Annotated in this window: 14 protein-coding genes and 2 tRNA genes; 10 read left to right on the top strand and 6 right to left on the bottom strand. The window is 61.0% G+C overall.

The window, feature by feature from the left end; translation table 11 throughout:
• Positions 1-76 precede the first annotated feature (76 nt).
• The gene (locus tag G5221_RS04565) at positions 77-1,075 is read left to right on the top strand and encodes an NAD-dependent epimerase/dehydratase family protein (protein ID WP_266134216.1); all 999 of its coding nucleotides are present in this window, start codon (positions 77-79) and stop codon (positions 1,073-1,075) included.
• Between the two features lie 159 nt (positions 1,076-1,234).
• On the opposite strand, the gene G5221_RS04560 is transcribed toward G5221_RS04565, so the two are convergent.
• From G5221_RS04560 to cydD, 4 genes are all read right to left on the bottom strand, one after another.
• Positions 1,235-1,621, bottom strand: a complete 387-nt coding sequence (locus tag G5221_RS04560) for a DUF488 domain-containing protein (RefSeq protein WP_216948227.1) — start codon at positions 1,619-1,621, stop codon at positions 1,235-1,237.
• Positions 1,622-1,630: 9 nt separating this feature from the next.
• A complete protein-coding gene (gene rcsF, locus G5221_RS04555) occupies positions 1,631-2,002 on the bottom strand; it encodes an Rcs stress response system protein RcsF (RefSeq protein WP_013723982.1) in 372 nt (123 codons plus the stop codon).
• A 163-nt stretch (positions 2,003-2,165) separates the two neighbouring features.
• On the bottom strand, positions 2,166-3,896 hold the full coding sequence (gene cydC / locus G5221_RS04550; protein WP_236320324.1) for a heme ABC transporter ATP-binding protein/permease CydC: 1,731 nt from the start codon (positions 3,894-3,896) through the stop codon (positions 2,166-2,168).
• Positions 3,889-5,658, bottom strand: coding sequence for a heme ABC transporter permease/ATP-binding protein CydD (gene cydD, locus G5221_RS04545; protein WP_266134215.1), 1,770 nt, complete (start codon positions 5,656-5,658; stop codon positions 3,889-3,891). The genes cydC and cydD overlap by 8 nt, the downstream gene beginning before the upstream one ends.
• A 201-nt stretch (positions 5,659-5,859) precedes the next feature.
• Here cydD and G5221_RS04540 point away from each other — a divergent pair.
• Positions 5,860-5,933, top strand: a tRNA-Gly gene (locus G5221_RS04540).
• Between the two features lie 15 nt (positions 5,934-5,948).
• A tRNA-Gly gene (locus tag G5221_RS04535) sits at positions 5,949-6,023 on the top strand.
• 162 nt (positions 6,024-6,185) lie between these two features.
• Here the strand turns inward: G5221_RS04535 and arcA are convergent.
• Positions 6,186-6,905: a two-component system response regulator ArcA gene (gene arcA, locus G5221_RS04530; protein WP_005338193.1), complete on the bottom strand. Its 720-nt coding sequence runs from the start codon at positions 6,903-6,905 to the stop codon at positions 6,186-6,188.
• A 396-nt stretch (positions 6,906-7,301) separates the two neighbouring features.
• Here arcA and G5221_RS04525 point away from each other — a divergent pair, with 396 nt between their 5' ends.
• Complete coding sequence (locus G5221_RS04525; RefSeq protein ID WP_266134214.1) at positions 7,302-7,709, top strand: DUF3293 domain-containing protein; 408 nt, start codon at positions 7,302-7,304, stop codon at positions 7,707-7,709.
• A gap of 42 nt (positions 7,710-7,751) precedes the next feature.
• On the top strand, positions 7,752-8,231 hold the full coding sequence (locus tag G5221_RS04520; protein ID WP_019445630.1) for a putative 4-hydroxy-4-methyl-2-oxoglutarate aldolase: 480 nt from the start codon (positions 7,752-7,754) through the stop codon (positions 8,229-8,231).
• Between the two features lies 1 nt (position 8,232).
• Here G5221_RS04520 and G5221_RS04515 read toward each other — a convergent pair whose 3' ends face one another.
• Complete coding sequence (locus tag G5221_RS04515) at positions 8,233-8,712, bottom strand: hypothetical protein (protein ID WP_064338427.1); 480 nt, start codon at positions 8,710-8,712, stop codon at positions 8,233-8,235.
• Positions 8,713-8,869: 157 nt separating this feature from the next.
• Between G5221_RS04515 and G5221_RS04510 the strand changes: the two genes are divergently transcribed.
• The 5 genes from G5221_RS04510 (at position 8,870) to arsB (ending at position 13,232) form a co-directional block, all read left to right on the top strand.
• The gene (locus G5221_RS04510; RefSeq protein ID WP_421262900.1) at positions 8,870-9,268 is read left to right on the top strand and encodes an META domain-containing protein; all 399 of its coding nucleotides are present in this window, start codon (positions 8,870-8,872) and stop codon (positions 9,266-9,268) included.
• A gap of 257 nt (positions 9,269-9,525) precedes the next feature.
• Positions 9,526-9,894, top strand: a complete 369-nt coding sequence (locus G5221_RS04505; protein WP_216953190.1) for an ArsR/SmtB family transcription factor — start codon at positions 9,526-9,528, stop codon at positions 9,892-9,894.
• A 4-nt stretch (positions 9,895-9,898) separates the two neighbouring features.
• On the top strand, positions 9,899-10,267 hold the full coding sequence (arsD, locus tag G5221_RS04500; RefSeq protein WP_005347398.1) for an arsenite efflux transporter metallochaperone ArsD: 369 nt from the start codon (positions 9,899-9,901) through the stop codon (positions 10,265-10,267).
• A 27-nt stretch (positions 10,268-10,294) separates the two neighbouring features.
• The gene (gene arsA / locus G5221_RS04495; RefSeq protein WP_266134212.1) at positions 10,295-12,058 is read left to right on the top strand and encodes an arsenical pump-driving ATPase; all 1,764 of its coding nucleotides are present in this window, start codon (positions 10,295-10,297) and stop codon (positions 12,056-12,058) included.
• Between the two features lie 109 nt (positions 12,059-12,167).
• Positions 12,168-13,232: an ACR3 family arsenite efflux transporter gene (gene arsB, locus G5221_RS04490; protein ID WP_064341225.1), complete on the top strand. Its 1,065-nt coding sequence runs from the start codon at positions 12,168-12,170 to the stop codon at positions 13,230-13,232.
• Positions 13,233-13,257: the final 25 nt, after the last annotated feature.

Here is a 13,257-nt window from a genome sequence, read left to right as displayed (position 1 = left end):
CCGAGTTGCGTAGGGTGGAGGCATTGGCGTGTCAGGATGAAATATGCGCACTCGCGTCCAAGGGGGAGGGAGAGGGATGAAACTGCTGATTATCGGTGGCACCGGTTTTTTGGGGCGCCACCTCACCGCGCTGGCGCTGAATTGGGGCCATGAAGTGACGCTGTTCAACCGTGGCCTGCACCAGCATCCGGACTGGCGCGATCTGGTGCAGCTCACCGGCGACAGGGACAAGAGCCTGAGCGCCCTGCAAGGGGCCGGGTTGCAGTGGGATCTCGTCATCGATACCTGCTGCTATCGCCCCGAGCAGGCGGCGAGCCTCTCGACGGCCTTGCTCGGGCGCTGCGCGCGGCTGATCTTTATCTCCACCATCAGCGTCTATCGCGATTTCTCAATCCCCGGAATGGATGAGTCGGCGCCGCTGCATGCTATCCCCGAAGGGGAAATGCCCACTGACTATGGCCCGCTCAAAGTGTTGTGCGAGCAGGAGTATCGCGCCCGCTGGGGCGAGCGGCTTTGCATCCTGCGCCCGGGCGTGCTGTGCGGCCCCCATGATCCCACCGGTCGCATGGCCTGGTGGATTAAGCGGGTGCAGCAGGGCGGGCCCTGGTTGCTGCCGGGCAGTGGCGAGGATCGCTTGCAGTATCTCGATGTGCGCGATTGCGCCGAGTTTGTGTTGCGCGCGGCCGAGCAGCAGTTGGGGGGCACATTCAACTTGCTCAAGCCCGGCATTACCCTCTGCGACTGGCTGGAGCGGCTGAGCGCCCGGTTGCAGCCCGCTCGCCCCATCCAGCCCGAGTGGTTGCCTTGGTCGACCCTGATGGCGGCCGGAATCGAGCCCTGGAAGAGCTATCCCACCCTGCTGCCCTGCGCGCAGGTGGAGTTTACCGGTTACGGCTCTATAAGCGCCGAGGCGGCCATCGTGAAGGGATTGAACTTCCGGCCGCTGGAGGAGACCGCCGCCGACCTTGCCCACTGGCTGGCCATCGAGCCTGTCGCCGGGGTGGCGGAACATGCCATGACTCAGGCCGAGGAGACTTCGCTGCGGCAGCAGTTGCTGGAGCCCAGTCTGCAATAAGAGAGGGGGCATCGAGCCGCTGCTACCGAGCGTGGCGCGGCAGGTGTGAATACAACGAGAGAGGGCATCCCGCGGGATGCCCTCTCTGTCTATCCATGCCTGATGGTTGCCGAATACAGGCTGACGCGATTCTCCATCACATCGCTGTCGCTCACCGAGTTAGCGAATGGCGGCCCCCGCGGCTACCAGCAGCTCTTTCAAAATGGTGCGATGGCAGCGGGACTCCTGTTCGCAGTAACAGCCCACCGATAGGTTGGTGGTGTGGGAGAGGGCGGCCAGCAGCGCCAGATCATGCCTGGCGGCAGGTTGCGCCATCTCGGCCTTGTACTGTTTGCCAAACGCCGCCCACTGGGCGGGTGTCTCGGCTGCCTGCCCCAGCTTCATGGTCTCGCTGCTGGGGGCCAGGTTGGGAAACCAGACATCGTACCAATGCTGGCTGGCAAATTCGCTCTTGGGTACGCCGCGGGGCGGGCGGCGCACCGTGCCGATCCGCAGCCCCTCATCGGGCTGGCGCGGGCTGCCAAGGCGAACGATAGCGAGGGCCATGACAGCGGGTTACTTCTCTTCGGCCACTTTCAGCGCCTGCCCGTAGCAGATCACCTGTTTCAGGCAGCCCGGGGTGTCGCTGAACTCGGCGCATTTGTCGATGGTGACGCCGTTGCCACCCATGTCGGCTGCGCGGCGGCGGGCCAGGGTGCGCGCTTCACCGGCGTTGGGCACCGGCTGGTTGGCATCGGCCTGGCAGGATTCACCCTCGATGGTGCCAAGGTAGAGGTAGTTGAGGTCAGCCAGCTCATCCTGTTCATAGATGCGCACGCTACCGGGTTTGAAGTATTCGTCGAAGTTCTCTTTATCCAGATTGCTGTTGAAGGCGTAGTTGGCACAGCCGGAGGCAATCAGGGGCATCATCAGGATCAGGCGTTTCATCGTCTCGTATCTTGTGTCGGTGATGAGGACAGTAGAAATGCGCAGGCGCTCCATGTCGGCATCTTGTTGAATAATGAGGGGGACATTATAGGGGCCAGCCGCCTGCGGCGACCAGCCCCGTTTTGCGCCCGGTTGTCAGGGTGTGACCCCCATCAGCCTGATATCAAACCGGAGCCAGCCGCTGATAGAGGCTGCGGTAGTAATCATCCGCCAGCAGCTCGTTGTGAGGGGCGCAGAGGCGGATCTGCCCCTCTTCCATCAGGGCAATCCGGTCCATCTGCTCCATCCCCAGCAGGCGGTGGGAGATAAGCAGCAAGGTGCGATCTGCCCCAAGCTTGAACAGCAGATCCATGATCTCCCGCTCGGTCTGGCTATCGAGCCCTTCGGTCGGTTCGTCCAGCAGCCAGAGCGGCGCATCGTGCAGCAGGGCGCGGGCGATGCCGATACGGCGACGCTCGCCACCGGAGAGGGGGCGGCCGCCGTCACCGAGCCAGGCGTCGAGGCCCGCCTCATCTTCCAGCAGATTGGCCAGTCCGACCTGAGTCAGTACCGCAATCAGCTGCTCGTCAGTGGCGGTCGGGGCGGCCAGTTTGAGGTTGCCCCGCAGGGTATCGGCAAACAGATGCACCCGCTGGCTCACCACCGAGATGGAGGCGCGCAGCGCCCCTTCGCTATAGTCTGTGAGCGGCTTGCCACCCAGCAGGATCTTGCCAGCCTGCGGGCTCCACTCCCGGGTCAGCAGCCCCATCAGGGTCGATTTGCCGCAGCCGGTCTGGCCCAGCAGCGCCAGCTTCTCACCGGCGTGCAGTTGCAGGGTGCAGCCGCGCAGCACCGGTTGGGGGTTGCCAGGGTAGCCAAAATAGAGGTCATTGATCTGCAGGGCGCCAGCGGTGGCATGGGTCTGTTCGTCGCCCCACACAGGGGCTTTTGCTTCTTGCAGGATCTCGTTCAAACGACGTGCCGAGGTGAGGCTGGTGGAGAGGTGCTGGAAAGCCCCCGCCAGTGGCATCAGTGCCTCGAAGCTTGCCAGGGTGGCAAAGACCATCAGTGCGGTTATGGGGTCGGGCGCCGCACCCGCTACCCCATGACCGGCCAGCCAGAGCATCAGAGTCAGGGTCCAGCCGCTCAGCAGTTGCACCGAGAAGTTGGCCAGCCCGCTTACCTTGGCCATCCGGGCCTGCGCGACGAGCAGCGCCTGTTCGGCTTGTTGCAGCTCAACCAGCGCCTTGGGGGCGGCGGCAAACATCTGCAGTTCGGCCTGACCATCCAGATAGTCCACCATCCGGGTACGCAGGGTCGATTTTTCGGCAATCAGCGCCTGACCGGGGCGACGGCCGAGGAAGTAGAACACCAGCGGCAGGGCGATCATGCCAAACAGCAGAATGGCACCCAGGGTGAGGGCGAGGCGACTGTCAAAAAACGACAGGAAGAAGACCAGTCCGGCGGTGCTGAGCAGGGCCGCGCCTATGGGGGTGATCAGCCGCAGATAGACGTGATCCATTGCATCGATGTCGGCCACCAGTCGGTTGAGCAGATCCGCCTGACGGAAACCGGCCAAGGTACCGGTGGAGAGCGGCGAGAGTTTCTGCCAGAACCAGACCCGCAGTCTGGTCAGTACCCGGAAGGTGGCGTCGTGGCTCACGACCCGCTCACCCCAGCGACCGGCGGTGCGGACGATGGAGAAGAAGCGCACCCCGCCCGCAGGGGTCATGTAGTTAAAGGCATGGGTCGTCGCAACTGTCATCCCCGCCACGGCGGCGGCGGAGAGGAACCAGCCGGAGAGGGAGAGCAGCCCCATGCCGGCGGCCAGGGTCACCAGCGCCAGCAGCAAACCAATGGTGAGGCTGAGCCAGTGTTGGCGATAGAGGCGCAGAAACGGCAACAGATCACTCATCGAGAGAACCTCCGGAACGTTGGGAGAGCAGGCGGGCAAAAAGCCCCTGCCCAGAACTAAGTTGCTGGAAGCTGCCTTGCTCCACCAGCTGGCCGCGGGCCAGCACCATTATCTTGTCCATCTTGGTGAGCTGGTCGAGGCGGTGGGTGATCATCAGCAGGGTCTGGCCAGCCATCGCCTGCTCGAGGGTGGTCATGATGGCGCGTTCGGAGTGGCGATCCAGACTGGCGGTCGGCTCATCGAGCACCATCAGCTGGGTCGATTTGAGCAGGGTGCGCGCCAGGGCGAGACGCTGGGCCTGACCGACCGAGAGGCCGCCGGCCTGATCGCCGACCGGATAGTCGAGCCCCTTCTCCATGGCAAATTCCCACGCCTGCGCCCGTTTCAGGGCATCTTCCAGCTCGGCATCGCTGGCCGTTGGTTTGGCCAGCAGCAGGTTGTCGCGCAAGGAGGCGTGGAACAGCTGCGGGTTTTGCGAGAGCCAGCCCAGTTGCAGGCGCCACTGGCTCATGTCGAGGGTGGCAAGCTCCTGCCCGTTGACCTTGAGCTCACCACGATAGGGGGCAAAGCCGAGCAGGGCATTGACCAGCGAGCTCTTGCCTGCGCCGCTGACGCCGATGAGGGCGGTGCGCGAACCGGCTTCCAGGGTGAAATCGATAGGGCCGACCAGCACCTTGCCTTCGGCGCTCAGCACTTCAAGGGCTTTGGCTTCTACCTTGACCGGGCTGTCGGCATGGAACGGCGCCGTGCCTGCGGCCGGTTCGCTCACCTCGGCTTCGAGGAATTCAAGCAGCTGCTCGGCAGCGCCGATGGCCTGCGCCTTGGCGTGGTAGTGGGCACCCAGTTCCCGCAGCGGGGCGTAGAACTCGGGGGCGAGAAACAGCACGAACAGGCCGGTAAAGAGGGTGACTTTGACCCCATAGCTACCAAAGTTCAGATGGTCGATATAAGAGAAGCCGAAGTAGACGGCGACCAGCGCCACTGAAATAGCGGCGAAGAACTCCAGCACGGCGGTGCTCAAAAACGCCAGGCGCAGCACTTCCATGGTGCGCTCGCGAAAATCTTCCGAGGCGTCGCGAATGGCTTCACCTTCCGCCTGGGTACGCATAAAGAGTTGCAGCGTGCGCAGCCCCTTCAGCCGATCGAGGAAGTGACCGGAGAGACGAGCCAGCGCCTGAAAATTGCGGCGGTTGGCATCGGCGGCGCCCACACCTACCAGGATCATAAAGATGGGGATGAGGGGCGCAGTGCCCAGCAGGATCAGACCCGCCGCCCAGTTGACCGGGAACACGGCCACCAGAATGACCACCGGAATAAAGACGGCGATGGCCATCTGCGGCAGATAGCGGGAGAAGAAATCCTGCATGTTTTCAATCTGTTCCAGCAACAGGCTGGCCCAGCTACCGGCCGGGCGGCGCTGGATATAGGCAGGGCCGAGACGACTCAAGCGTGTGAGCACCAGTTGGCGGATGGTCTGGCGCACTGCGCTGCCCGCCTTGAAACTGGCCACTTCGCGGCCATAGGCCAGCGCCGCTTTGCCAAGCGTCACCAGCAGCAGGGTAATAAAGAGCGTGATGGATTGCTCAGGCGTTGAGTCTTCGATGATAAAGCCGTGCAACAGGGTCGCCAGCAGCCAGGCTTGCGCCACCATCAGAATGCCCTGGCCAAGGCCAAAAGCGATGGATATCGTGATCCAGCGGCGACCGTGACTCGATTGCTTGCGCAACCAGCCATAGAGACGTTTTTGCGTTTTTTTATCCATTACCACCATCCTCGCGTCGAGTGGCGCAAGACTATCCTTGCCGTTTGGCCTTGGCAACCTTGTAAATTATCTGTGTTGAAAATGTTTGATTGAAAAAGCAACCGTCTGTTCAATCCTTGTCCGAACAGATTGATTTATTGAAAAAAGTGGCAAAGGCGCCATTGCGCTCGGCGGCAAAATGCATATAGTAGGAGCCCTGACGCGGGTGTAGTTCAATGGTAGAACGGTAGCTTCCCAAGCTGCATACGTGGGTTCGATTCCCATCACCCGCTCCAAATTTCAGATGCCAGGCGGGCATCGTATAATGGCTATTACCTCAGCCTTCCAAGCTGATGATGCGGGTTCGATTCCCGCTGCCCGCTCCAGCTTCAAAGCGAAAAGCCCACTCCTGCGAGTGGGCTTTTCGTTTTTCATCTATCCTGTGCGCCGTTCGACGTCACGCTCACGGTTTCTCAGCTTTTAAGGCAAACCGCAGAGACAGAAAAGGCGCCCAAGGCGCCTTTTCAGATCAACAGCGTCGCGGGAGCTTATTCCTGCTCGAGCTCACCACAGAAACGGTAGCCTTCACCGTGGATGGTGGCGATGATCTCCGGAGTATCGTTGACGCTTTCGAAGTGTTTGCGAATGCGACGGATGGTCACATCGACGGTACGGTCGTGGGGCTTGAGCTCGCGGCCTGTCATCTTCTTCAGCAGCTCGGCACGGGTCTGGATCTGGCCCGGGTTTTCGCAGAAGTGCAGCATGGCGCGGAACTCGGAGCGCGGCAGCTTGAACATGTCGCCAGTCGGGCTGACCAGTGCGCGGCTGTTGATATCCAGCGCCCAGCCGTTGAACAGGTAGCGCTCAACCAGCTTCTTCTCTTCGCCACCGGCAGCCACGTTCATGGTGCGGCTCAGCAGGTTGCGGGCACGGATGGTCAGCTCGCGCGGGTTGAACGGCTTGGTGATGTAATCATCGGCGCCGATCTCCAGACCCAGGATCTTGTCCACTTCGTTGTCACGGCCGGTCAGGAACATCAGGGCGATGTTGTCGTTCTCACGCAGCTCACGGGCCAGCAGCAGGCCGTTCTTGCCCGGCAGGTTGATGTCCATGATCACCAGATTGATGGTGTGGGAAGTGAGGGCCTGATGCATCTCGTCGCCGTTGTTGGCTTCGAGCACGATGTAGCCTTCGGCTTCAAAAATGCTTTTCAGGGTATTGCGTGTGACCAGCTCGTCTTCGACGATCAGAATGTGTGGTGTTTGCATGAGTATTCCCAGATTCTTATCAGTTAATTATCTTAAATTTAACACTCTTTGGCGTTTCAAACCGATTTCCTGACTGATCCTGAAAATTTATTACGTCATCCTGGGTATGAGAGTCAGGTCGGAATATCGCGAATTAGGCATCAGTACCGGCAAGTATCCCTGTGCCACTTATAGGTTCCCGACAAGTCTGGTCGAGCAGAGCCTGGAAAGGTCGTCCATTACGAAAGTGGCCGCATTTTATCAGTTAACAGGAGCATAACAACACTCTTTGCCGTCAGATAGCAACTTTTTAACTCTGTTTTGATATAGGTCAAACCCTGGTACAGCTGCATCATACTTGGCCTGAACCGGGTTTTCGCCCCTACAAAATGTAATGGAATGTAACATGTGATTGACATGAATTTGTGGGAAAACTACAAGAAAATCTGCTTTATCGCGCCATTTGAGCCACCAGACTGGTCTGCCTTTGCCATCATCACAGCCTGGAATCCGGCCAGCCAGTGGGTCACAGAACGACGCAATATGCGGCGGGAACGGGCGATGTGGCGCCATCTGACAATGGATTTGCAGGTGCCCGTGGTGGGGCCGTTTTGGGGATCTGACCCGGACGAACGCTGGCAGGAGTCATCGCTGGCGGTGGCGCTATCTCTGCCACAAGCCCGTCAGCTGGCTGCTCGTTTTGGCCAGAACGCCATCTACTGGGTGGAGGATGGCCAGCTCTGGCTGACACCAGTATTGACGGATAAATCAGCAGTTTGTCTGGGCAATATTGAATCCTTCTGGATTGCCAGAAAACTTGCCTGATGAAAGAATGAACATCTTCATGCATCTGAAAGGAATCAAATCATGTTGGATCTCCTGCCCGACCTCTGCGATCAACACGGCGACTTGCTGCAAGTAGCCGACCCGGTGTTTCAGGATTTTGGCGGCAAGGCCCTCTTTTATGGTCGCGCCGTAACGCTCTCCTGTTATGAAGACAACAGTCTGGTGCGGGATCTGGTGACCCGCCCCGGTCACGGCAAGGTGATGGTGATCGACGGCGGCGGCTCGCTGCGCCGTGCGCTGCTTGGCGATCAACTGGCGATCAAGGCGGTGGAGCAGGGGTGGGAGGGTATCCTTATCCACGGCGCGGCGCGGGATGTGGGCACCCTGGCGACACTGGCGCTCGGGGTCAAGGCGCTGGCGGCCTGTCCGGTCAAGACCGAGAAGCGAGGATTGGGAGAGCTGGGGGCCGTGGTCAGCTTTGCCGGGGTGACCATCCACGAAGGGGATTACGTCTATGCGGATCGCAACGGCGTGGTGGTGAGTGCCACGCCGCTGATCTGATTCAGAAGTTGAAGCCGACCCCCAGACTCAGTGCCTGATCGGCAGTGATGGCGCTGACGCCGTAGTTGGCGGTGAGGGAGAGTCTGGGGGTCAGCAGCAGGCTGGAGTTGAGCTCCAGCAGGGTGCTGGCCTTGTTGAGATCGAGATGCTTGATCTGGCTGCCGATATTGAATGCCGGAGAGAGCTGGTAGCGTACCCCCGAACTCATATTGAAACCGGATGTGCGATTCTGATCCGCCACCGCCGGGCCCGCTTCCATAAAGAGGGTAACATCATCCACCACCGGATATTGATAGCCGCTATTGACCAGCCAGAGATCAAAACTGTCGCTGTGATGGCTATGGCCATTGAGCAGCACACCCGAGTAACTTTTGACATAGAGAGACGGGTTGGATTGCGGCTGAACCACTGCCCAGTCAGCGGCCTGTGCGGCCATGCTGGCGCAGGTTGCAAGCAGTGTGATGATGAGTGATTTGACCATTCGTTTCCCCTCCCTGGGTCCGGAACTGAGCCTAAGCATGGCACATGCCAGCTGGTAGTAAAGTGAAGGGAGATCACAATAAAATCCTTTGGCATGGGCGCCAGCCATGATAAACAGGCTGCCGTATTGATGGCTCTAATCATTAAGAGGTGAATCCATGAACAAGAAACTGACTCTGCTGGCCGCGCTGGCACTGGGAGGCTGCGCAATGGCAACAGGTTCCAGCATGGCTCAACTGCAAGCATCCAGCTGGCAGCTGCAAGGCGCCACCGGCGATACCTTCACCCTGCAAGTGGTCGACGGCAAGGTGGCGGGCAAGGGTGGCTGCAACCGCTATTTTGGCGGTATCACCAAGCAGGGTGACGGTGTCTTGACGCTGGGCGCCATGGGCTCCACTCGCATGATGTGCATCGGCGACGCCATGAACAAAGAGACCGAGTTCCTGCAAAAGCTGGGGAAGGTGGCAACCTACTCCATCAACGGCAACCAGCTGACTCTGAGCGATGCCAACAAGGCGGCCCTGCTCACCTTTAACGCAGTGCCTGCTGCCAAATAAGGCACGCGTTCGTCTGATTGCCCCGACAGCGCTGACTGTGCTGGCGGGTCAAACGCTCTGATACGCCCTCCCTCTGGAGGGCGTCTGTTTATCTGCGACGAGCCCTGTGTGCTCGTCCGCAACGGTTGTTCACTCGTCGATTCCCCTTTTTGCTCGGTTTGATGTCAGAACCTCGTATCTTCGCTTCGGTACGTATCTTGATCATTTCAATAATTCTTGTATAGTTGAAATGAAAGGTCACACCAAGGGGAGTGAAGATGAACAAAGAGATGGCCTCCAAGGTCTTTGAATCGCTGGCATCCGGCATCCGGCTCGATGTATGGCGGCTGCTGGTGAAGGCCGGGCTGGAGGGGCGGGTCGCCGGTGAACTGGCCAGCGAGCTCGATATTGCCCCCAATACCCTCTCGTTTCACCTCAAGGCGATGCTCAACACCGGTCTGCTGTCGGTGGAGCAGGAGGGGCGCTTTCTGCGCTACCGCGCCAATATTCCCCTGATGCTGGATGTGATCGCCTACCTCACCGAGGAGTGCTGTGCCGGTCATCCCGAGGCGTGCGGCGTGATGCGTGCCGAGTCAGCCTGCTCCCCCCATGTTCTGCCTGCGCAGCCCTGCTGCAACAAGGAGTAATGCCATGTCCTCCATTCAGATTTTTGATCCCGCCCTCTGCTGCTCCAGCGGTGTCTGCGGTACCGAGGTTGATCAGGCACTGGTCACCTTCGCAGCCGACCTTGCCTGGGCCAAGGAGCAGGGAGTAGCCATCGAGCGTTTCAATCTGGCCCAGCAGCCGATGCAATTTGCCGAGACACCTGCCGTCAGCGCTTTTCTGACCCACGCCGGGGAGGAGGGGTTGCCGCTGGTGCTGGTGGAGGGGCAGGTGGTGTTGACCGGTCGTTATCCGAGCCGCAGTGAGCTGGCCCGTTATGCCGGGCTGCCTGCGCCGCAAGCGGCCATCAAGGGGATCGTCAAGGGCGGCTGCTGCTCCGGCAGCGGTTGCTGCTGAGTCGTGACGCACCATTCGGGAGAGGCTATGTACCATTTTCTGACCAATCCACCGCCGTTTCTCTTTTTCACCGGCAAGGGCGGGGTGGGCAAGACCTCGCTGGCTTGCGCCAGTGCGGTAGCGCTGTGTGATATTGGCAAGCGGGTGCTGCTGGTGAGCACAGATCCTGCCTCCAACGTGGGGCAGGTGTTTGCCACCGAGATCGGTAATCGCGTCACCGCCATCGCCGCTGTGCCTGGTTTGTCGGCGCTGGAGATTGATCCCCCCGCGGCGGCCAAAGCCTATCGGGAGCGGATCGTCGGGCCGGTGCGCGGCAAGTTGCCCGAGAGCGTGGTGCGCAGCATCGAGGAGCAGCTCTCCGGCGCCTGCACCACCGAGATCGCCGCCTTTGACGAGTTCACCGCGCTGCTGACCGACCCGGCGCTGCTGGCCGAGTATGACCATATCGTCTTTGATACGGCCCCAACCGGCCACACCATCCGGCTGCTGCAACTGCCGGGAGCCTGGAGCGAATTTCTGGAGCAGGGCAAGGGGGATGCCTCCTGCCTTGGCCCGCTGGCGGGGCTGGAGAAACAGCGCAGCCAGTATGGCGAGGCGGTCGCCGCCCTGGCTGATGCTGCCCGCACCCGTCTGGTGCTGGTGGCGCGCGCCCAGCAATCCACTCTGCGGGAAGTGGCTCGCACCCACGAGGAGCTGGCCGCCATCGATTTGTTGAATCAGCAACTGGTGATCAATGGCCTCTTCCCCGAAGGCGCTATTGCCGGAGACCCGCTGGCAATGGCGCTCTGGCAGCGCGAGCAACGGGCTCTCGCCCAGATGCCGCAGGGAATAAAGGGGCTGGCGCAGGATCATATCCCGCTGCTGGCCACCAATCTGGTGGGGGTCGACAGTTTGCGTATGTTGCTGCAATCAGAGGGAACAGCCGCTCAATCCCCGACAGAACAGCCCACTGTCAAGCAAGCCCAGCCCGAGTTGAGTTCGCTGGTGGACGAGCTGGCCGCCGACGGTCATGGCCTCATCATGCTGATGGGCAAGGGCGGGGTGGGCAAAACCACCCTGGCGGCCGCCGTGGCGGTGGAGCTGGCGAGCCACGGTTTGCCGGTGCACCTCACCACCTCGGATCCCGCCGCGCATCTGAGCGAGACGCTGGCAGCTAGTTTGCCCCATCTGGAGGTTAGTCGCATCGACCCCCACGCCGAGACCGAGCGTTACCGCGCCCAGGTGCTGGCCACCAAGGGGGCTGCGCTGGACGAGCAGGGGAGGGCACTGCTGGAGGAGGACTTGCGCTCCCCCTGTACCGAGGAGATCGCCGTGTTTCAGGCCTTCTCGCGCATCATTCGCGAGGCGGGCAAGCGCTTCGTGGTGATGGATACTGCCCCCACCGGCCACACCCTGCTGCTGCTCGACGCTACCGGCGCCTACCACAGGGAGATCGCTCGCCAGATGGGAAACAAGGGGCTGCACTTCACCACCCCCATGATGCAGTTGCAGGATCCCAAGCAGACCAAGGTGTTGATTGTGACGCTGCCCGAGCCGACGCCAGTGCAGGAGGCGGCGAATCTGCAGGCCGATCTGCGCCGGGCTGGCATCGAGCCCTGGGGCTGGCTCATCAACCACAGCTTGCAGCAAGCTGCGGTCAGCTCACCGCTGCTGCAACTGCGGGCCGAGCGCCAGTTGCCCCATATCGAGGCGGTCGAGCAGCAACATGCCAGCCGCTACGCCGTGGTGCCGCTGCTCGCCGAGGAGCCGGTGGGGCCCGATGCCCTGCGCCGTCTCTGCCAGCACCATTGAGTCGCCGCCCCGGCCTGCTGCCGGGGCGGCTTGAATATGCCGTTACTTGTTATAACCCTTTGTTTTGAACCAATAGAAGATGCGGTCTTGCGCCGCATCGGGAGCTGTGATGTCTGCAACATGTGATGCCAAGGCCGTGCCTGCCATCGGCTTTTTTGAACGTTATCTGACCGCCTGGGTCGCCCTCTGCATTCTGGTGGGGATTGGGCTTGGGCAGGGGTTGCCGGATCTCTTCAAGGCGATCGGCGCCATGGAGGTGGCCAAGGTCAACCTGCCTGTGGGGCTGCTGATCTGGGTGATGATCATCCCCATGCTGCTCAAGATCGACTTCGGCGCCCTGCATCAGGTGAAGGGACACCTCAAGGGGATTGGCGTCACCCTCTTTATCAACTGGCTGGTCAAGCCCTTCTCCATGGCCTTCCTCGGCTGGCTCTTTATCCGCGTGCTGTTTGCTGACTGGCTGCCAGCGGATCAGCTCGACAGTTACGTAGCGGGGCTGATCCTGCTGGCGGCGGCCCCCTGCACCGCCATGGTGTTTGTCTGGAGTCGCCTCACCAACGGCGATCCCTACTTCACCCTGTCGCAGGTGGCGGTGAACGACCTCATCATGGTGTTTGCCTTCGCCCCGCTGGTGGCGCTGCTGCTCGGGGTCTCCAGCATCATAGTGCCGTGGGATACCCTGCTCACCTCTGTGGTGCTCTATATCGTCATTCCGGTCATCATCGCCCAACTGCTGCGCAAGGCCTTGCTGAAAAAGGGTGAGGCCCACTTTGACGGCGTCATGACCCGCATCCAGCCCTGGTCGGTGGCGGCCTTGCTGCTCACTCTGGTGCTGCTGTTTGCCTTTCAGGGCAACGCCATCATTGAGCAGCCGCTGGTTATCGCCCTGTTGGCGGTGCCGATCCTGATCCAGGTGCTGTTCAACTCTGGCTTGGCTTACTGGCTCAACCGCAAGGTGGGGGAGAAGCACTCGGTTGCCTGTCCTTCCGCCCTGATCGGCGCCTCCAACTTCTTCGAGCTGGCGGTGGCCGCCGCCATCAGCCTGTTCGGCTTTCACTCCGGCGCGGCGCTCGCCACCGTGGTTGGCGTGTTGATCGAGGTACCGGTCATGCTGCTGGTGGTGCGGGTGGTTAACGCCAGCAAACCCTGGTACGAAGCGGGGCTGGGCCGTTAACTGATGGCCGCTAACAGCTGGCCGC

Origin of the sequence: Aeromonas sp. 602200, from assembly GCF_049173895.1 — a bacterium.
Taxonomy (GTDB): domain Bacteria; phylum Pseudomonadota; class Gammaproteobacteria; order Enterobacterales; family Aeromonadaceae; genus Aeromonas; species Aeromonas veronii_A.
Note: the sequence above shows the minus strand (reverse complement) of the source record. Positions and strands in the feature narration are given on the sequence as shown.

What these genes read in the sequence shown, in the direction of transcription:
- G5221_RS04565 (WP_266134216.1), top strand. Translation starts at nt 77, where the DNA reads ATGAAACTGCTGATTATCGGTGGCACCGGTTTTTTGGGGCGCCACCTC.
- G5221_RS04560 (WP_216948227.1), bottom strand. Translation starts at nt 1,621, where the DNA reads ATGGCCCTCGCTATCGTTCGCCTTGGCAGCCCGCGCCAGCCCGATGAG.
- rcsF (WP_013723982.1), bottom strand. Translation starts at nt 2,002, where the DNA reads ATGAAACGCCTGATCCTGATGATGCCCCTGATTGCCTCCGGCTGTGCC.
- cydC (WP_236320324.1), bottom strand. Translation starts at nt 3,896, where the DNA reads ATGAGTGATCTGTTGCCGTTTCTGCGCCTCTATCGCCAACACTGGCTC.
- cydD (WP_266134215.1), bottom strand. Translation starts at nt 5,658, where the DNA reads ATGGATAAAAAAACGCAAAAACGTCTCTATGGCTGGTTGCGCAAGCAA.
- arcA (WP_005338193.1), bottom strand. Translation starts at nt 6,905, where the DNA reads ATGCAAACACCACACATTCTGATCGTCGAAGACGAGCTGGTCACACGC.
- G5221_RS04525 (WP_266134214.1), top strand. Translation starts at nt 7,302, where the DNA reads ATGAATTTGTGGGAAAACTACAAGAAAATCTGCTTTATCGCGCCATTT.
- G5221_RS04520 (WP_019445630.1), top strand. Translation starts at nt 7,752, where the DNA reads ATGTTGGATCTCCTGCCCGACCTCTGCGATCAACACGGCGACTTGCTG.
- G5221_RS04515 (WP_064338427.1), bottom strand. Translation starts at nt 8,712, where the DNA reads ATGGTCAAATCACTCATCATCACACTGCTTGCAACCTGCGCCAGCATG.
- G5221_RS04510 (WP_421262900.1), top strand. Translation starts at nt 8,870, where the DNA reads ATGAACAAGAAACTGACTCTGCTGGCCGCGCTGGCACTGGGAGGCTGC.
- G5221_RS04505 (WP_216953190.1), top strand. Translation starts at nt 9,526, where the DNA reads ATGAACAAAGAGATGGCCTCCAAGGTCTTTGAATCGCTGGCATCCGGC.
- arsD (WP_005347398.1), top strand. Translation starts at nt 9,899, where the DNA reads ATGTCCTCCATTCAGATTTTTGATCCCGCCCTCTGCTGCTCCAGCGGT.
- arsA (WP_266134212.1), top strand. Translation starts at nt 10,295, where the DNA reads ATGTACCATTTTCTGACCAATCCACCGCCGTTTCTCTTTTTCACCGGC.
- arsB (WP_064341225.1), top strand. Translation starts at nt 12,168, where the DNA reads ATGTCTGCAACATGTGATGCCAAGGCCGTGCCTGCCATCGGCTTTTTT.